Annotated in this window: 16 protein-coding genes; 9 read left to right on the top strand and 7 right to left on the bottom strand. The window is 62.9% G+C overall.

Going from position 1 to position 14,052, the window contains the following annotated elements:
* Window positions 1-6 precede the first annotated feature (6 nt).
* The 3 genes from trpA to NKJ01_RS16020 all read right to left on the bottom strand — a co-directional run bounded on the left by trpA (window position 7) and on the right by NKJ01_RS16020 (window position 2,807).
* The gene (gene trpA, locus NKJ01_RS16030) at window positions 7-846 is read right to left on the bottom strand and encodes a tryptophan synthase subunit alpha (RefSeq protein WP_352729286.1); all 840 of its coding nucleotides are present in this window, start codon (window positions 844-846) and stop codon (window positions 7-9) included.
* A gap of 2 nt (window positions 847-848) precedes the next feature.
* Complete coding sequence (gene trpB, locus NKJ01_RS16025; protein WP_352655364.1) at window positions 849-2,069, bottom strand: tryptophan synthase subunit beta; 1,221 nt, start codon at window positions 2,067-2,069, stop codon at window positions 849-851.
* Between the two features lie 78 nt (window positions 2,070-2,147).
* The gene (locus NKJ01_RS16020; RefSeq protein WP_352729283.1) at window positions 2,148-2,807 is read right to left on the bottom strand and encodes a phosphoribosylanthranilate isomerase; all 660 of its coding nucleotides are present in this window, start codon (window positions 2,805-2,807) and stop codon (window positions 2,148-2,150) included.
* A gap of 104 nt (window positions 2,808-2,911) precedes the next feature.
* On the opposite strand from NKJ01_RS16020, the gene NKJ01_RS16015 reads away from it, so the two are divergent.
* On the top strand, window positions 2,912-3,130 hold the full coding sequence (locus NKJ01_RS16015) for a hypothetical protein (RefSeq protein WP_352729281.1): 219 nt from the start codon (window positions 2,912-2,914) through the stop codon (window positions 3,128-3,130).
* A 3-nt stretch (window positions 3,131-3,133) separates the two neighbouring features.
* Here the strand turns inward: NKJ01_RS16015 and NKJ01_RS16010 are convergent, their stop codons facing one another.
* From NKJ01_RS16010 to NKJ01_RS15995, 4 genes are all read right to left on the bottom strand, one after another.
* Window positions 3,134-3,892 (bottom strand): M48 family metallopeptidase, encoded by a 759-nt coding sequence (locus NKJ01_RS16010; protein WP_352603157.1) that lies wholly within the window; start codon window positions 3,890-3,892, stop codon window positions 3,134-3,136.
* Between the two features lie 112 nt (window positions 3,893-4,004).
* Window positions 4,005-4,484 carry a DUF2852 domain-containing protein gene (locus NKJ01_RS16005; RefSeq protein ID WP_352729279.1) on the bottom strand — a complete coding sequence of 160 codons (480 nt, stop codon included), beginning with the start codon at window positions 4,482-4,484 and terminating at the stop codon, window positions 4,005-4,007.
* A gap of 75 nt (window positions 4,485-4,559) precedes the next feature.
* Window positions 4,560-5,744, bottom strand: coding sequence for a benzoate/H(+) symporter BenE family transporter (locus NKJ01_RS16000; protein ID WP_352729277.1), 1,185 nt, complete (start codon window positions 5,742-5,744; stop codon window positions 4,560-4,562).
* A 4-nt stretch (window positions 5,745-5,748) separates the two neighbouring features.
* Window positions 5,749-6,537, bottom strand: coding sequence for an alpha/beta hydrolase (locus NKJ01_RS15995; protein ID WP_352729275.1), 789 nt, complete (start codon window positions 6,535-6,537; stop codon window positions 5,749-5,751).
* Between the two features lie 207 nt (window positions 6,538-6,744).
* Here NKJ01_RS15995 and infC point away from each other — a divergent pair, with 207 nt between their 5' ends.
* The 8 genes from infC (at window position 6,745) to NKJ01_RS15955 (ending at window position 13,806) form a co-directional block, all read left to right on the top strand.
* On the top strand, window positions 6,745-7,281 hold the full coding sequence (infC, locus tag NKJ01_RS15990; RefSeq protein WP_013528312.1) for a translation initiation factor IF-3: 537 nt from the start codon (window positions 6,745-6,747) through the stop codon (window positions 7,279-7,281).
* Between the two features lie 205 nt (window positions 7,282-7,486).
* Entirely contained in the window at window positions 7,487-8,113 is a 627-nt protein-coding gene (locus tag NKJ01_RS15985) for a methyltransferase family protein (RefSeq protein ID WP_023761159.1), read from the top strand.
* A gap of 205 nt (window positions 8,114-8,318) precedes the next feature.
* Window positions 8,319-8,522 (top strand): 50S ribosomal protein L35, encoded by a 204-nt coding sequence (gene rpmI / locus NKJ01_RS15980; RefSeq protein WP_006201248.1) that lies wholly within the window; start codon window positions 8,319-8,321, stop codon window positions 8,520-8,522.
* 93 nt (window positions 8,523-8,615) lie between these two features.
* The gene (gene rplT / locus NKJ01_RS15975) at window positions 8,616-9,017 is read left to right on the top strand and encodes a 50S ribosomal protein L20 (RefSeq protein ID WP_006201247.1); all 402 of its coding nucleotides are present in this window, start codon (window positions 8,616-8,618) and stop codon (window positions 9,015-9,017) included.
* A 146-nt stretch (window positions 9,018-9,163) separates the two neighbouring features.
* The gene (pheS, locus tag NKJ01_RS15970) at window positions 9,164-10,261 is read left to right on the top strand and encodes a phenylalanine--tRNA ligase subunit alpha (RefSeq protein WP_352729273.1); all 1,098 of its coding nucleotides are present in this window, start codon (window positions 9,164-9,166) and stop codon (window positions 10,259-10,261) included.
* Complete coding sequence (locus tag NKJ01_RS15965) at window positions 10,258-10,680, top strand: GFA family protein (RefSeq protein WP_352729271.1); 423 nt, start codon at window positions 10,258-10,260, stop codon at window positions 10,678-10,680. The genes pheS and NKJ01_RS15965 overlap by 4 nt, the downstream gene beginning before the upstream one ends.
* Window positions 10,677-13,085 carry a phenylalanine--tRNA ligase subunit beta gene (gene pheT / locus NKJ01_RS15960; protein WP_352729269.1) on the top strand — a complete coding sequence of 803 codons (2,409 nt, stop codon included), beginning with the start codon at window positions 10,677-10,679 and terminating at the stop codon, window positions 13,083-13,085. The genes NKJ01_RS15965 and pheT overlap by 4 nt, the downstream gene beginning before the upstream one ends.
* 118 nt (window positions 13,086-13,203) lie before the next feature.
* Window positions 13,204-13,806, top strand: coding sequence for a nucleotidyltransferase family protein (locus NKJ01_RS15955; protein WP_023761163.1), 603 nt, complete (start codon window positions 13,204-13,206; stop codon window positions 13,804-13,806).
* Window positions 13,807-14,052 lie beyond the last annotated feature (246 nt).

The following is a 14,052-nucleotide window of genomic DNA, read 5'->3' as shown; positions in this document are numbered from 1 at the left end:
AGGAAACTATTCGGCGGCAGCAAGGCGGGCCGAGCGCACACCTTGCGCAAGGCCGCTGACCAACGTGGCCACGGCTTCGGCAGGGTCGGCGGTCTTTTCGCCTTTTGGCCCCAGCACATTGGCCACCGCATTGACGATCGCGGTGCCGACGACGACGCCGTCGGCATTGGCGCCGATGACGCGTGCCTGCTCGGCGGTCTTGACGCCGAAGCCGACGCAGACCGGCAGGTCGGTATGGCCCTTGATGCGCTTGACTGCCGCCGCCACCTTGCCGGTGTCGGCCAGCGCCGAGCCGGTGATGCCGGTCATCGACACATAGTAGACGAAGCCCGACGTGTTCTGCAGCACCTTGGGCAGGCGCTTGTCGTCGGTGGTCGGCGTCGCCAGCCGGATGAAATTGATGCCGGCCTTGAGCGCCGGAATGCACAGTTCCTCATCCATCTCCGGCGGCAGGTCGACGACGATCAGTCCGTCGATGCCGCTGGCGATCGCGTCCTTGAGGAAGCGGTCGACGCCATAGATGTAGATCGGGTTGTAGTAGCCCATCAAAACGATCGGTGTCTCATTGTCGCCGGTCCGGAACTCCGCCGCCATCTTGAGCGTCTTGACCAGCGTCTGGCCGCCTTTCAGCGCCCTGAGGCCCGCGGCCTGGATCGCCGGACCGTCGGCCATCGGATCGGAAAACGGCATGCCTAGCTCGATGATGTCGGCGCCCGCGCCCGGCAGTGCCTTCATGATCGACAGCGAGGTGTCGTAGTCCGGATCGCCGCCCATGAAATAGGTGACGAGCGCCGGGCGGCCTTCGGTCTTCAGCTTTGCCATGCGGCGGTCGATGCGGGTCACCATGATCAGATCTCCATGCCCAGCATCGAGGCAACCGTATGCACGTCCTTGTCGCCACGACCGGACAGGTTGACGATCACGATCTGGTCCTTGTCCATCGCAGGCACGATCTTCACCGCATGCGCGATGGCATGCGCCGATTCCAGCGCCGGGATGATGCCTTCGACCCGGGTCGTCAGCTTGAAGGCCTCCAGCGCCTCGTCGTCGAGAATAGGTACATATTCGACGCGGCCTGAATCGCGCAGCCAGGAATGCTCCGGTCCGACGCCGGGATAGTCCAGTCCGGCCGAGATCGAATGGCCGTCCATGATCTGGCCGTCGGCATTCTGCAGGAGATAGGTGCGGTTGCCATGCAGCACGCCCGGCGCGCCGGCATTCATTGAGGCGCAATGCTCGATGCCATCGAGGCCGCGCCCGCCGGCCTCGATGCCGATGATGCGAACCTCTTTGTCGTCGAGGAAGGGATGAAACAGGCCGATGGCGTTCGAACCGCCGCCGACAGCGGCGATGATGGTGTCGGGCAGCCGGCCTTCCTGTTCGAGGATCTGCGCGCGCGCCTCGATGCCGATCACCGACTGGAAGTCGCGCACCAACTCCGGATAGGGATGCGGGCCGGCGGCGGTACCGATCAGGTAATAAGTGTCCTCGACATTGGTCACCCAATCGCGAAGGGCCTCGTTCATGGCGTCCTTCAGCGTGCCGTGGCCGGCGGTCACCGGCCGCACTTCGGCGCCGAGAAGCTTCATGCGGAAGACATTGGGGCTTTGCCGGGCGACGTCGGTCGCGCCCATATAGACCACGCAGGGAAAGCCGAAGCGGGCCGCGACCGTGGCCGATGCCACGCCATGCTGGCCGGCACCTGTCTCGGCGATGATGCGCTTCTTGCCCATGCGCTTGGCCAGCAGGATCTGGCCTAGGCAGTTGTTGATCTTGTGCGAACCGGTGTGGTTCAAATCCTCGCGCTTGAAATAGACTTTCGCGCCGCCGAGATGGCGTGTCAGGCCTTCAGCGAAATAAAGTTTCGAGGGTCGCCCGGCATAGTGGGTCGAGAGGTCGGTGAGTTCAGCCCTGAAATCCGCGTCGTTCTTGACCTCGTTCCAGTGCCGCTCCAGGTCGAGGATCAGCGGCATCAGCGTTTCGGCAACGAAACGACCGCCGAAAATACCGAACATGCCCTGCTCATCGGGTCCGGTGCGGAAGGAATTGGGTGTCGCCGGCTTGTTCATCGCCGATCTCCTGGCATCTTGATGTCTTGAGCATGTTCTTGTCGGAAAACCAGTTCCCACATGCTCTGTTTGAACCGGTCAGGCGGCGCGGTTGTCGCGCGCTGCCCTGACGGCCCGGAAAAACTGTTCGATCAGCGCCGGATCCTTGACGCCCGGCGCGCTTTCCACGCCTGAGGAAATGTCTATTCCGGGCGGGTTGGCAAGCTGAAGGGCCTCGCCGATATTGGCGGCGTTGAGCCCACCGGAAAGCATGTAATCGACGCCGGCGTCAAGGCCGACAAGAATGCGCCAATCGAAGGCCACTCCGTTGCCGCCCGGCAGTTCGGAGCCTTTCGGCGGCTTGGCGTCGAACAGGAACCGGTCGGCGATGCCGACGAACGGCTTTATCCGTTCGAGATCCGCGGCCTCGCTGAGCGGCAGCGCCTTCATCACCGGCAGGCCATAGCGGGCTTTCATCTCGGCCACCCGCTCCGACGTCTCCGCGCCATGCAGCTGCAGCATGTCGGGCTGCATCTTGGCAACGATTTCGTCCAGGAAGGTGTCGCCTGCATCGACGGTGACCGCAACCGCAGTCGCCTTGCCACGCGCCGCCTCGCGCAGACGGCCAGCCTCGGCAGGTTCGACATAGCGTGGGCTTTTGGCAAAGAAAATAAAGCCGACATGGCTGGCGCCGCAGGCCAGCGCCGCGGCCATTGCCCCGTCGGTCTTCAAGCCGCAGATCTTGATGTCGAGTGCCATGCGCGGGAATTGGCATGAAAAGCGAAAAGAGTCGAGAAAAAGCATACTGTTTGCCGGCAACGCCAAAGGCGCTACCTATGGATGGACAAGGCGGGAGTACGATCATGACCGAGAGAACCGTTGCCGAACTCAGGCAGAAGATCACGCAGGCGCGCGAGGTCATTGCGCACCTGATGGACAAGGCCGCCTTCAACGGCGCCGAGGCGCACCGCGCGCTCGACTATTTCGGCAGTGATGCCTTCGACCGCAATTTTTTGCCGTGGCCGCATCATAGCGAAGAGGGGCTGCGCCCGGAGGAACTCAACGCGACGAATGACGATTGACGGTTATTCGAACATGATCGCCTGAAGCGCGCCGCCATTGCGCTTCAGCCAGACCTTGCAGCGCTCGGTGTCCGGGCAAAGCTGCTCGCACAGTTTCCAGAATTTCGGACCGTGGTTCATCTCCTTGAGATGCGCGACTTCATGCGCGACGAGGTAATTGATCACCGGCGACGGCGCCATCATGATCCGCCAGGAGAAGGACAGATTGCCGTCGGAGGTGCAGGAGCCCCAGCGGCTCGACGTGTCCTTGAAGCGGACGGCCTTGGCGCGTTTGCCCAACGCCTGTGTGTGCTTGAGCACCAGTTTCTCGATGTCCTTCTTGGCCTCGCGCTTGAGAAAGTCGGCGATGCGGCGCGGCAGGTGTATGCGATCGCCGTGCACGATCAGCAGCGGGCCGCGCTCATCGCTCGACACCGTCACGGTTCCGCGTTTTGACGGCTCGTGGACGATGCGGTGCGCCACGCCACGCACCGGGATCTTGATGCCGGGTCGCACCTGCGGCCGAGCCGGGACCTTGGCCAGCCGCTGTTCCAGCCAGTCCTGATGGCGGTCGAGGAATTTTTCCACCTCGCCCCGGCGCAAGCCCGGCGGCACCGTAATGCGCAGGCCACGGCCGCCGGAATCGATGCGCAGCGTCAGCCGCCGGGCGCGGTCGTTTTCGACGATCTTGAGCGGCAGCGAGCGGCCGGCAACGACATGCTCGCGCTCTTCGACAGGCGCGGGCTTGGGCTTTGTCAAATTGCGGAAGAAGCCGAAGGACATGGCCGGACGATACGCGATTCGAGGAAAACGGGTAGAATAAAGAATGGAACAAAAAAGAAACGGCGCCGCTCGTGCGACGCCGTTTTTTCACGATCTGACCAGTCGCCGGATGTCAGTCGTCAAGCAGGTTCGAACCCTTGCCGCGCTTGGTGGTCGTCCCGGTGCTCGGATCGGTCTTCGTCGGCGCCGTAGACTTGTTGCGGTTGGCCATGAAGCGGTCGAACTCGTCCTGGTCCTTGGCGCGGCGCAATTCGCGGGCGTACTCGTCGAACTCGGTCAGCATCTCGTCGAGCTTGCGGCGTTCCTCAGCGAGGCGCTCAAGTTCTTTTTCGCGCCAGTCGTCAAAGGCGACGTTGCCGGTGCGGGCGGAGCCGTGACCCCAGCGCGCCGCCTTGTCGGAGCCACGGCGGCAGCCGGCGAAGATGCCGTCGGTGGCCCGGTTGACGTCACGCTTCAAGCCGTCGAGGCGGTCGCCCCAGATGATGTAGGCGAGCATGGCGAAGCCGAGTGGCCAGAACACCATGAAACCGATCACCATCAACGCGATGGTTGCCGGCGTCCAGGCCGGGCGGATCAATGCAGATGTGTTCATTTTCTCCCATTCCTTCGGTTGGAGACAGCCTAGACCGGCTGCGTGGAATCGAAATGGGAAGAAGAAAACGGCGATTCAAGACAATATCCGCCAAAACCGGACAAGAGGCTGAAATGATTGTTGCTTTTTGAGCGCTTCGAGGAAAAGAACGGCCAACCCGGCAACAAGTCCCCAAAACGCGGCGCCGACGCCGAACAGCGTCAGTCCCGACGCAGTGACGGCGAAGGTGACGGTGGCGGGCATGCGTTCGCCTTCGTCCTTCAAGGCGATCGACAAAGCATTGGCAAGCGGCGACATCAGCGCCAGACCGGCCACCAGCACGATCAGGCTCTGCGGCAGGACGGCGAAGATCGCCACCAGCGAAGCGCCGAAAATGGCGAAGATGAGATAGGCGAGCGCATAGAACGGGCCGGTCTTCCAGCGCTCGGCGGGGTCCGGATGGACGTCAGGCCCGGTGCAGATCGCTGCCGAAATCGCCGCCAGATTGGTGGTCGAGCCGCCAAACGGCGCCGACAGCAGCGAAAACAGGCCGGTGATGCCGATCAGCGGGCCCGGCTCCGGGTGATAGCCGGCGGCGCGCAGCACGGCGAGGCCCGACAGGTTCTGCGAAGCCATGGTGACGAGATAGAGCGGCAGCGCGAGGCCGACAATCGCGGCGGCGCTGAACTGCGGCGCTATCAGCGTCAGCGTCGACAGTTCCGGTGTCGGCAGGCCGCCGACGCGGCCGGTGAGAAATGCCGCGAGGCCGCCGCCGATCAGCACGACCAGAACCGACACTGCCGGATTGAACAGCCTGATGAAGAAAAAGGCCGCGATCAGCGGCAGGATCAGCCATGGATCGGCGGGGATGGCCTTGACCGCGTTGATAGCGAAGCTGACGAGAATGCCGGCCAGCATGCCCGAGGCAACCGACGCCGGTATCCTGGCGATCAGCCGCGTCAGGGGCCCGAACAGGCCGGTGACTATCAACAGGATGCCGGTGACCATGAAGGCGCCGACCGCTTCGCTGATCGAAAAGCCGCTCGAGGCGGCGATCAGCGCCAGGCCCGGCGTTGACCATGCGGTGATGACAGGCATCTTCGTGCGCCACGATAGCCACAGGCACTCGATGGCCATGGCCAGACAGATGGCGGTCACGCCGCTCGCCGTCTCGATCTGCGTCGCACCGACCGCCTTGGCGGCGGCAATAACGATGGCCAGCGTGCCGCCGAAGCCGACGATAGCCGCGACGAAGGCGGATATCGGAATGGAAAGGCGCATCAGGTCAGTTTCCCCTCTGTGCCATCGCATCGACGGCCCGCACCAACATGTCGAGATCCTGCGGCCGCGACAGGCGGTGGTCGCCATCGGGGATCAGCGACAAGGTCACGTCGTCGGCCGGCAGCAGGCTGACCAGCTTCAGCGCGTGGCTTGCCGGCACGTCAGCATCGGCCAGTCCCTGCAGGATGTGCACCGGACAATGCGTATCGATTGGGCCCGTCATCACCCTGTTTTCGCGCCCGTCCTCGATCAGAGCGCGCGTATAGATGTAAGGCTCGGCGGAATAGTCCGACGGCTCCTCGAAGAAGCCTTTCTTGACGAGATCGCGCTTCTGCGCCTTGGTCAGCACCGGTTCGACCAGTTCGGTGGTAAAATCAGGCGCCGGCGCCAGCAGCACCAGGCCGACGACGTTGCTGCCGCCCGCTTTGTGCAATTCCTGCACCATGCGCAGCGCTATCCAGGCGCCCATCGAGGAGCCGACCAGGATCTGCCGGCCCTTGGTGAAATGCCGGAACACGGCAAGGCTTTGCGCAAGCCATGTCGAAATCGTCCCGTCGGCAAAGGCGCCGCCGGATTCGCCATGGCCTGAATAATCATGGCGCAGGAACGCGCGGCCTTCCCTTGCCGCCCAATCCGACAGCGTCTGCGCCTTCGTGCCCAGCATGTCCGACTTGTAGCCGCCGAGCCAGACGATGCCGGGCGCGGAGCCGGCACTATGGCGCACCGCGATGCGCGATCCCCCAACACCGGGAAAGATTGGGACATCGATAAAGACGGGGGGCGTGGCGTTCATGGCTTTTTCCTCAACGTCGGTCTTGTGGCACAGCCAGCGGCGAGGCGGAAAGTGCTCGCGATGTTTCTTTGTTTGGTGCAGGGCAGCGATCAGGGTGATTTTCTGTCAATGCTGTGCTATTGACTCCGCCCGCGCGCTCACCACATTGACGCGTCCACACATCAACACTGACAAACCCTGAACGAAACGGCCAAGGAGACCACGACCATTCGCAGACCTTTCAAAGCAGCGGCGCCGACCAAGGATGGCCCGCGCTCCAACCGTGATATCCGGGTGCCCCGGGTCCAGCTTATCGACGCCGAAGGCCAGAACCGCGGCGATGTTTCCATCAACGACGCATTGCTGCTCGCCGAGGAGGCTGGGCTTGATCTCGTCGAGATATCGCCCAATGCGGTGCCCCCCGTCGTCAAGATTCTCGATCTCGGCAAGTTGAAATACGCCAACCAGAAGAAGGCGGCCGAGGCGCGCAAGAACCAGAAGGTCATCGAGATCAAGGAGATCAAGATGCGCCCGAACATCGACAGCCATGACTACGAGACCAAGATGAAGGCGGTTCGCCGCTTCTTCGAGGAAGGCGACAAGGTCAAGCTGACGCTGCGGTTCCGTGGCCGTGAGATGGCGCATATGGAACTCGGTATGCAGCTTTTGAACAAGGTCCGCGAGGAAGTGGCGACGATCGCCAAGGTCGAAGCGGAACCGAAGCTCGAAGGCCGGCAGATGATGATGGTGCTGTCGCCGCGCTAAGGTGTGCTGAACTATCAACACACCTCAGTCCCGATGACGCGCTAACGCGCTTAAATCCGCCTGAATCACATCCCAAGGCGTCCCGGCGATCGGCGGGACGCCTGTTTTCTTTGGCCGAGGCTGCGATCGCCGGTTTTTTATGCATGTCACAAGACCGCGCCTTCGGGCGACGTGCATCACGCTCTACGATGATCGGATTCCAAGGTTGGATAAAGAACTCAAATACGGGCTGGGCAATTACCAGCGTACGCGTCGGATGGTGCTTGCGGGGCTCGTGGCGGTGCTGTTCGCAGCGCTGCTGTTCGGCCAATCGACCTTTCCGCCCGACACGCCGGTGCATGAGTCGATCGAAATGTTCGGCGTGCTGCTGATTTTCCTCGGCATCGTCGGGCGCCTTTGGTCGACGCTCTACATAGGCGGACGCAAATCTTCCGAGGTGGTGACCGGCGGGCCTTACTCGATCACCCGCAACCCACTCTATGTCTTCTCGACCGTAGCTGCGGCCGGCGTCGGGGCGCAGATCGGCTCGTTCTCCGGCATCGCTCTCTTCGCGCTTCTGTGCGCGGGCGCCTTCCATATCGTCATCCTGCGCGAGGAGAAATTCCTCAAGGAAGCGCTTCCCGCCACATATCAGGCGTATCTGGCGAGAGTGCCGCGCTTCTTCCCGAAGCTTTCCCTCTACCAGGAGGGTGATACCGGCAGCTTCAAGCCGCGCCTGTTGTTGACCACGCTGCTCGACGGCCTGGTGTTCCTCGTCGCGCTGCCGGCCTTCGAACTGATCGACGGCGCCCAGCAGTCGGGCATGCTGCCGGTATTGTTCCGGCTGCCCTGACTCAAAGGGCAGAGCCCGCATCTCTACAGGTGTTGCACAGCCGCCGGCTTTGACGTATAGGACCGCCGTTCAAGAAAACCGCCCGGCAGGGCATGCCGTGGCGGTTTCATTTGCTTTTCGGGCTTTGGTCGGCCCGAAGCGAACAAGACAAGAGGCGTGGAGTGCCGGAGGCACGACAGGGACCTCATAGAAACGGAGTAGCAAAATGCCCAAGATGAAGACCAAGTCCGCCGCCAAAAAGCGGTTCAAGATCACAGGTACGGGTAAAGTTCTGTCGGCTGCGGCCGGCAAGCGTCACGGCATGATCAAGCGTTCCAACAAGTTCATTCGAAATGCCCGCGGCACGATGGTTCTGGCTGAACCGGATGGCAAGAAGGTCATCAAGAATTTTCTGCCGAACGGCCTCTAAGGCATTCGGTCCGGACACGCATTTGTTTTACGCAATTCCGAACGGAAAACCGCAAGGCACTTTTCCTGGAATTGCTTTTAAGGAGATCATGACATGGCACGCGTAAAGAGAGGCGTCACCTCGCACGCCAAGCACAAGAAGGTCCTGAAAGCCGCCAAGGGCTTCTATGGCCGCCGCAAGAACACCATCCGCATCGCCAAGCAGGCGGTGGAAAAGTCGCTGCAGTACGCTTACCGCGACCGCAAGAACCGCAAGCGCTCGTTCCGCGCGCTGTGGATCCAGCGCATCAACGCAGCGACCCACGAGCATGGCCTGACCTACGGCCGCTTCATCGACGGCCTCAACAAGGCCGGCATCGAGATCGATCGCAAGATCCTGTCGGACATGGCCATCCATGAGCCGCAGGCTTTCGCAGCCCTGGTCGCCAAGGCCAAGGTGGCGCTCGAATATCTGAAGAACACCACGCCGAACGCTTTTGAAAGCGCTGTCGCCTAAGACCAGCGCTTCCCAAGCATTCGCAATTCTGATTTGGGGAACCCGCGCTGGCACGGCTGGCGCGGGTTCTTTTTTGACCCTGATGTAACCAAAATGGTGACGACGAACCAAAATGGTGTCGGTTGCCCGATCGAGAGAGTTTCGCCGTGAACGACACAGCTGGAAATCTTGAAGCGCTGGGGGCCTCGCTGCTTGCCGACATCGCAGCGGCCTCCGACGAGGCCTCGATCGAGGCCGTGCGCGTCGCGGCTCTTGGCAAGAAGGGTTCCATCTCCGAAATGCTGAAGACGCTCGGCGCCATGACCGCCGAGGAGCGCCAGGTGAAGGGCCCTGCGATCAACGGCCTCAAGAATCGCGTCACCGATGCGCTGACGGCCCGCAAGGCCGAGCTCAGGGATGCGGCGATCACCGCGCGTCTCGCCGCCGAAAGGGTCGACGTGACGCTGCAGGTGCGGCAGTCGCCGGCCGAGCGCGGCCGCATCCATCCGATCAGCCAGGTCATCGACGAGATCGCGGCGATCTTCGGCGATCTCGGCTTCTCCATAGCCGAAGGTCCAGATATCGAGACCGACTACTACAATTTCACCGCGCTGAATTTCCCGGAAGGCCATCCGGCGCGCGAGATGCACGACACCTTCTTCTTCCAGCCGGACGAGAAGGGAGAGCGCAAGCTTTTGCGCACCCACACCTCACCTGTGCAGATCCGCACCATGGAGACGAAGAAGCCGCCGATCCGCATCGTCATTCCGGGCAAGACCTATCGTCAGGATTCCGACGCCACCCACTCGCCGATGTTCCATCAGGTCGAGGGGCTGGTCATCGACAAGACGGCGAATGTCGCTAACATGAAGTGGGTGCTGGAGGAGTTCTGCAAGGCCTTCTTCGAGGTGCCGCAGGTCAAGATGCGCTTCCGGCCGTCCTTCTTCCCGTTCACCGAGCCGAGCCTCGAGGTCGACATCCAGTGCGACCGCTCGCGGCCGGGCGAAGTGCGCTTCGGCGAAGGTTCCGACTGGATGGAGATCCTCGGCTGCGGCATGGTGCATCCCAACGTGCTGCGCCATGGCGGGCTCGATCCGGACGAATATCAGGGCTTTGCCTGGGGCATGGGCATCGACCGCATCGCCATGCTGAAATACGGCATGCCGGACTTGCGCGCCTTCTTCGACGCGGATGTGCGCTGGCTGTCGCATTACGGTTTCAGGCCGCTCGACATGCCGACCTTGTTCGGGGGCCTAAGCGCATGACAGCGCCGCACGCTGGCGGCTGCCGCTGCGGCGCTGTGCGGTTCGAGGCCACGGCCGAACCGCATCACGTCAGCTATTGCCACTGCGGCGATTGCCGGCGGGCGAGCGGCGCGCCGGTATCGGCCTTTGTCGGCTTCCTGGCCGGTCAGGTCGCGTTCACAGGCAAGGCGCTGAAGATGTTCGAGAACGGCGCGGTGACGCGCTCGTTCTGCGGCGTCTGCGGCTCGCCCATCGCCTATGTCGACGAGCGGCTGGAGGACGACATCTATTTCATGCTCGGCGCCATGGACGCACCAGCCAATTTCGAGCCGACGCTGCATGCCTATGTCAGCGAGCAGCTTGCCTTCCTGCATATGTCTGACGACCTGCCGAGACATCTGAAAACAAGCGTCAAAAGACCAGACGGAACAGTCCAATGAAATTCACCCTCTCCTGGCTCAAGGATCATCTCGAGACCGACGCCACGCTCGGCGAGATCGTCGAGCGGCTGACCTCGATCGGCCTCGAAGTCGAGCATGTCGACGACAAGTCGAGCCTGAAACCCTTCGTCATCGCCAAGGTGCTGACGGCGGTTCAGCACCCCGATGCCGACCGGCTGCGCGTGCTGACCGTGGATACGGGCGATGGCAGGCCACCCGTGCAAGTGGTGTGCGGCGCGCCTAACGCCCGCGCGGGTCTGATCGGCGCCTTTGCCGCGCCCGGCACCTATGTCCCCGGCATCGACGTGACGCTGACGGTCGGCAAGATCAGGGGCGTCGAAAGCCATGGCATGATGTGTTCTGAGCGCGAGCTGGAACTGTCGGACGAGCACGACGGCATCATCGACCTGCCCCAGGATGCGCCTGTCGGCACCAGCTTCGCGGCCTATGCGCATCTCGACGATCCGGTCATCGAGATCAACCTGACGCCGAACCGGCCTGACGCCACCAGCGTCTACGGCATCGCCAGGGATCTGGCGGCGAGTGGACTTGGCCGTCTCGTCGGCGGCGCGATCATGCCGCATGTCGGCAACGGCATGTGCCCGGTCAAGGTGACGATCATAGCGCCGGAGCTCTGCCCCGGCTTCGCGCTGCGGCTGGTCAAGGGCGTCAAGAACGGCCCGTCGCCGAAATGGCTGCAGCAGCGGCTGATCGCCATTGGTCTGAGGCCCATCAGCGCGCTGGTCGACATCACCAACTACGTCACCTTCGATCGCGGCCGCCCGCTGCATGTGTTCGATGCCAGCAAGGTCTCAGGCAATCTCACCGTGCGCCGTGCGCGCGATGGCGAAAAGGTACAGGCGCTCGACGGCCGTGAATACGCGCTGACGCCGGAGATGTGCGTCATATCAGATGAAGACGGCGTCGAGTCGATCGCCGGCATCATGGGCGGCGAGCATTCGGGCTGCGACGAGAACACCACGGACGTACTGATCGAATCGGCCCTTTGGGACCCGATTACCACCGCGCGCACCGGCCGCACGCTCGGCATCATCACCGACGCGCGCTATCGCTTCGAGCGCGGCGTCGATCCCGAGTTCATGGTGCCCGGCGTCGAGCTGGCGACCAGATTGGTGCTCGATTTCTGCGGCGGCACGCCGACGGAGATCGAAGTGGCAGGCTATGCCGGCCACACACCAAGGATCGTCTCCTTCCCGCTCTCGGAAGTGAAGCGGCTGACCGGCATCGAAGTGCCAACATCGGAGAGTCGCCATATCCTGTCGCGCCTTGGCTTCAGGCCTGAGGGCTCGGGCGACGTCATCGATGTGGCGGTGCCGTCCTGGCGTCCCGATGTCGACGGCAAGGCCGATCTGGTCGAGGAGGTGATGCGTATCCACGGCGTCGACAACATCGCCCCGCAGCCGCTCGGCGCGCATGACGCGGTCAACGCGAGAATACTCACCACGCTGCAGGTCCGCACCCGTACGGCCAAGCGCGCGCTTGCCGTACGCGGCATGATGGAAGCCGTCACCTGGTCGTTCATTCCGGCCAAACACGCCGAATTGTTCGGCGGCGGCCAGACCGCGCTGAAGCTCGCCAACCCGATCGCCGCCGACATGTCCGACATGCGGCCCTCGCTGCTGCCGGGGCTGATCTCCGCCGCCCAGCGCAACGCCGACAGGGGCATTGGCGACGTGGCGCTGTTCGAAGTTTCGGGCACCTATGAAGGCGACGGCGCCGACCAGCAGCGGCGCGTGGCCGCCGGCGTGCGCCGCGGTACCGCCAAGCTCGACGGCTCCGGCCGCAACTGGGCCGGCAATTCCGGCCCGGTCGGCGTGTTCGACGCCAAGGCCGACGCTATCGCCGCGCTCGAAGCCTGCGGTGCGCCGGTCGAGCGGCTGCAGATCGAGGCAGGCGGACCGGGCTGGTATCATCCCGGCCGTTCCGGCACGATCAAGCTCGGCCCGAAAACCGTGCTCGGCACCTTCGGTGAATTTCACCCGAAGACGCTTGAGGGCCTCGACGCTTCCGGGCCACTCTGCGGCTTCGAAGTGTTCGTCGATGCCGTGCCCGAGCCGAAGGCCAAGCCGACGAAGACCAAGCCGAAGCTCGAGCTCTCCGCCTTCCAGATGGTCAAGCGCGACTTCGCTTTCGTCGTCGACAAGACCCTCGAGGCCGGCAAGCTGGTGCGCGCAGCGCTCGCCGCCGACAAGAAGCTGATATCAGGCGTTTCGGTCTTCGATATTTTCGAAGGGGCATCGCTCGGAGCGGGCAAGAAGTCGATCGCCATCGAAGTATCGATCCAACCGGTCGAGAAGACGTTGACCGACGAGGATTTCGAGGCATTGGCCAAGCGCATCGTCGATAATGTCGGCAAGCAGACCGGCGGCGTTCTGCGCGGCTAGAGCAATTCTGGGAAAACTGCGTAACGATTTTCCCGGTAAAAACGCATAGCGCTTTCCCTTGGGAATTGCGCAGGAACCAAGATTTGCGGGCAGGTGGCGAATCGCCGTCCAAAGGGCGATGGACCATCTGCGCTATTCCGGCCTTCCTTTCGAAACGCAACGCATGGCGTTTCTTGAGATCGTCTCGGCCGATCCGCTTGTTCGCGAAGCGCTGACGCATGCCCGCGCGCTTGGTCTTGCCGACTGGCTGGTCGTCTCCGGCGCGCTCTACAACTCTGTCTGGAACCATCTGACCGGCAAGCCGCCGGGCTATGGCATCAAAGATGTCGACCTGTTCTATTTCGATGACAGCGACCTGTCCTACGAGGCGGAGGACGCGGTGATCCGCCGCGCGGCGGTGCATTTTGATGGACTGGCGCTGCCGGTCGAGGTGCGCAACCAGGCGCGGGTGCATCTGTGGTATCCCCTAAAATTCGGGCAACCCTGCCCGCGCTACACGAGCTCCAGCGAATCCGTCAGCTATTTCGCCTCTAAGACCCACGCGGTCGGCGTGCGATACGACGCGGACGGGCAGCTCGATCTCGTTGCGCCGTTCGGGCTCGACGACATCTTTTCGTTCCGCATCGTGCCGAACCGGGTGATGGACAATCAGCGCACGCACGAGGTGAAGGGCAAGCGTGCGAAGGAGAACTGGCCGGAGATTAGTGTGGTGCCGTGGTAGTGATGCCGAAACAAAAAACGTCGGCGCGAGGCACCCCCCTCTGGCCTGCCGGCCATCTCCCCCGCAAGGAGGGAGATTGGCAGCTTCGGCCTTGTCGCTCCTCTTGCAACCTTGGCGATTGGCGAAAGCAGCAACGGCATCCGATCTCCCCCCTCGAGGCAGGCAGGGCTGTCCGGGGAAAGTTTTGAGTGAATCGAAATGCCGCATGTGCATGCCCCGTAAAACGGGGTTTGTCCGTCTTCTCTC

Origin of the sequence: Mesorhizobium sp. M0276 (genome assembly GCF_040321755.1) — a bacterium.
GTDB lineage: Bacteria > Pseudomonadota > Alphaproteobacteria > Rhizobiales > Rhizobiaceae > Mesorhizobium.
The sequence above is the reverse complement of the archived record's forward strand: the minus strand, read 5'-3'. Positions and strand labels throughout refer to the sequence as shown.

What these genes read in the sequence shown, in the direction of transcription:
- trpA (WP_352729286.1), bottom strand. Translation starts at nt 846, where the DNA reads ATGGTGACCCGCATCGACCGCCGCATGGCAAAGCTGAAGACCGAAGGC.
- trpB (WP_352655364.1), bottom strand. Translation starts at nt 2,069, where the DNA reads ATGAACAAGCCGGCGACACCCAATTCCTTCCGCACCGGACCCGATGAG.
- NKJ01_RS16020 (WP_352729283.1), bottom strand. Translation starts at nt 2,807, where the DNA reads ATGGCACTCGACATCAAGATCTGCGGCTTGAAGACCGACGGGGCAATG.
- NKJ01_RS16015 (WP_352729281.1), top strand. Translation starts at nt 2,912, where the DNA reads ATGACCGAGAGAACCGTTGCCGAACTCAGGCAGAAGATCACGCAGGCG.
- NKJ01_RS16010 (WP_352603157.1), bottom strand. Translation starts at nt 3,892, where the DNA reads ATGTCCTTCGGCTTCTTCCGCAATTTGACAAAGCCCAAGCCCGCGCCT.
- NKJ01_RS16005 (WP_352729279.1), bottom strand. Translation starts at nt 4,484, where the DNA reads ATGAACACATCTGCATTGATCCGCCCGGCCTGGACGCCGGCAACCATC.
- NKJ01_RS16000 (WP_352729277.1), bottom strand. Translation starts at nt 5,744, where the DNA reads ATGCGCCTTTCCATTCCGATATCCGCCTTCGTCGCGGCTATCGTCGGC.
- NKJ01_RS15995 (WP_352729275.1), bottom strand. Translation starts at nt 6,537, where the DNA reads ATGAACGCCACGCCCCCCGTCTTTATCGATGTCCCAATCTTTCCCGGT.
- rpmI (WP_006201248.1), top strand. Translation starts at nt 8,319, where the DNA reads ATGCCCAAGATGAAGACCAAGTCCGCCGCCAAAAAGCGGTTCAAGATC.
- rplT (WP_006201247.1), top strand. Translation starts at nt 8,616, where the DNA reads ATGGCACGCGTAAAGAGAGGCGTCACCTCGCACGCCAAGCACAAGAAG.
- NKJ01_RS15965 (WP_352729271.1), top strand. Translation starts at nt 10,258, where the DNA reads ATGACAGCGCCGCACGCTGGCGGCTGCCGCTGCGGCGCTGTGCGGTTC.
- pheT (WP_352729269.1), top strand. Translation starts at nt 10,677, where the DNA reads ATGAAATTCACCCTCTCCTGGCTCAAGGATCATCTCGAGACCGACGCC.
- NKJ01_RS15955 (WP_023761163.1), top strand. Translation starts at nt 13,204, where the DNA reads ATGGACCATCTGCGCTATTCCGGCCTTCCTTTCGAAACGCAACGCATG.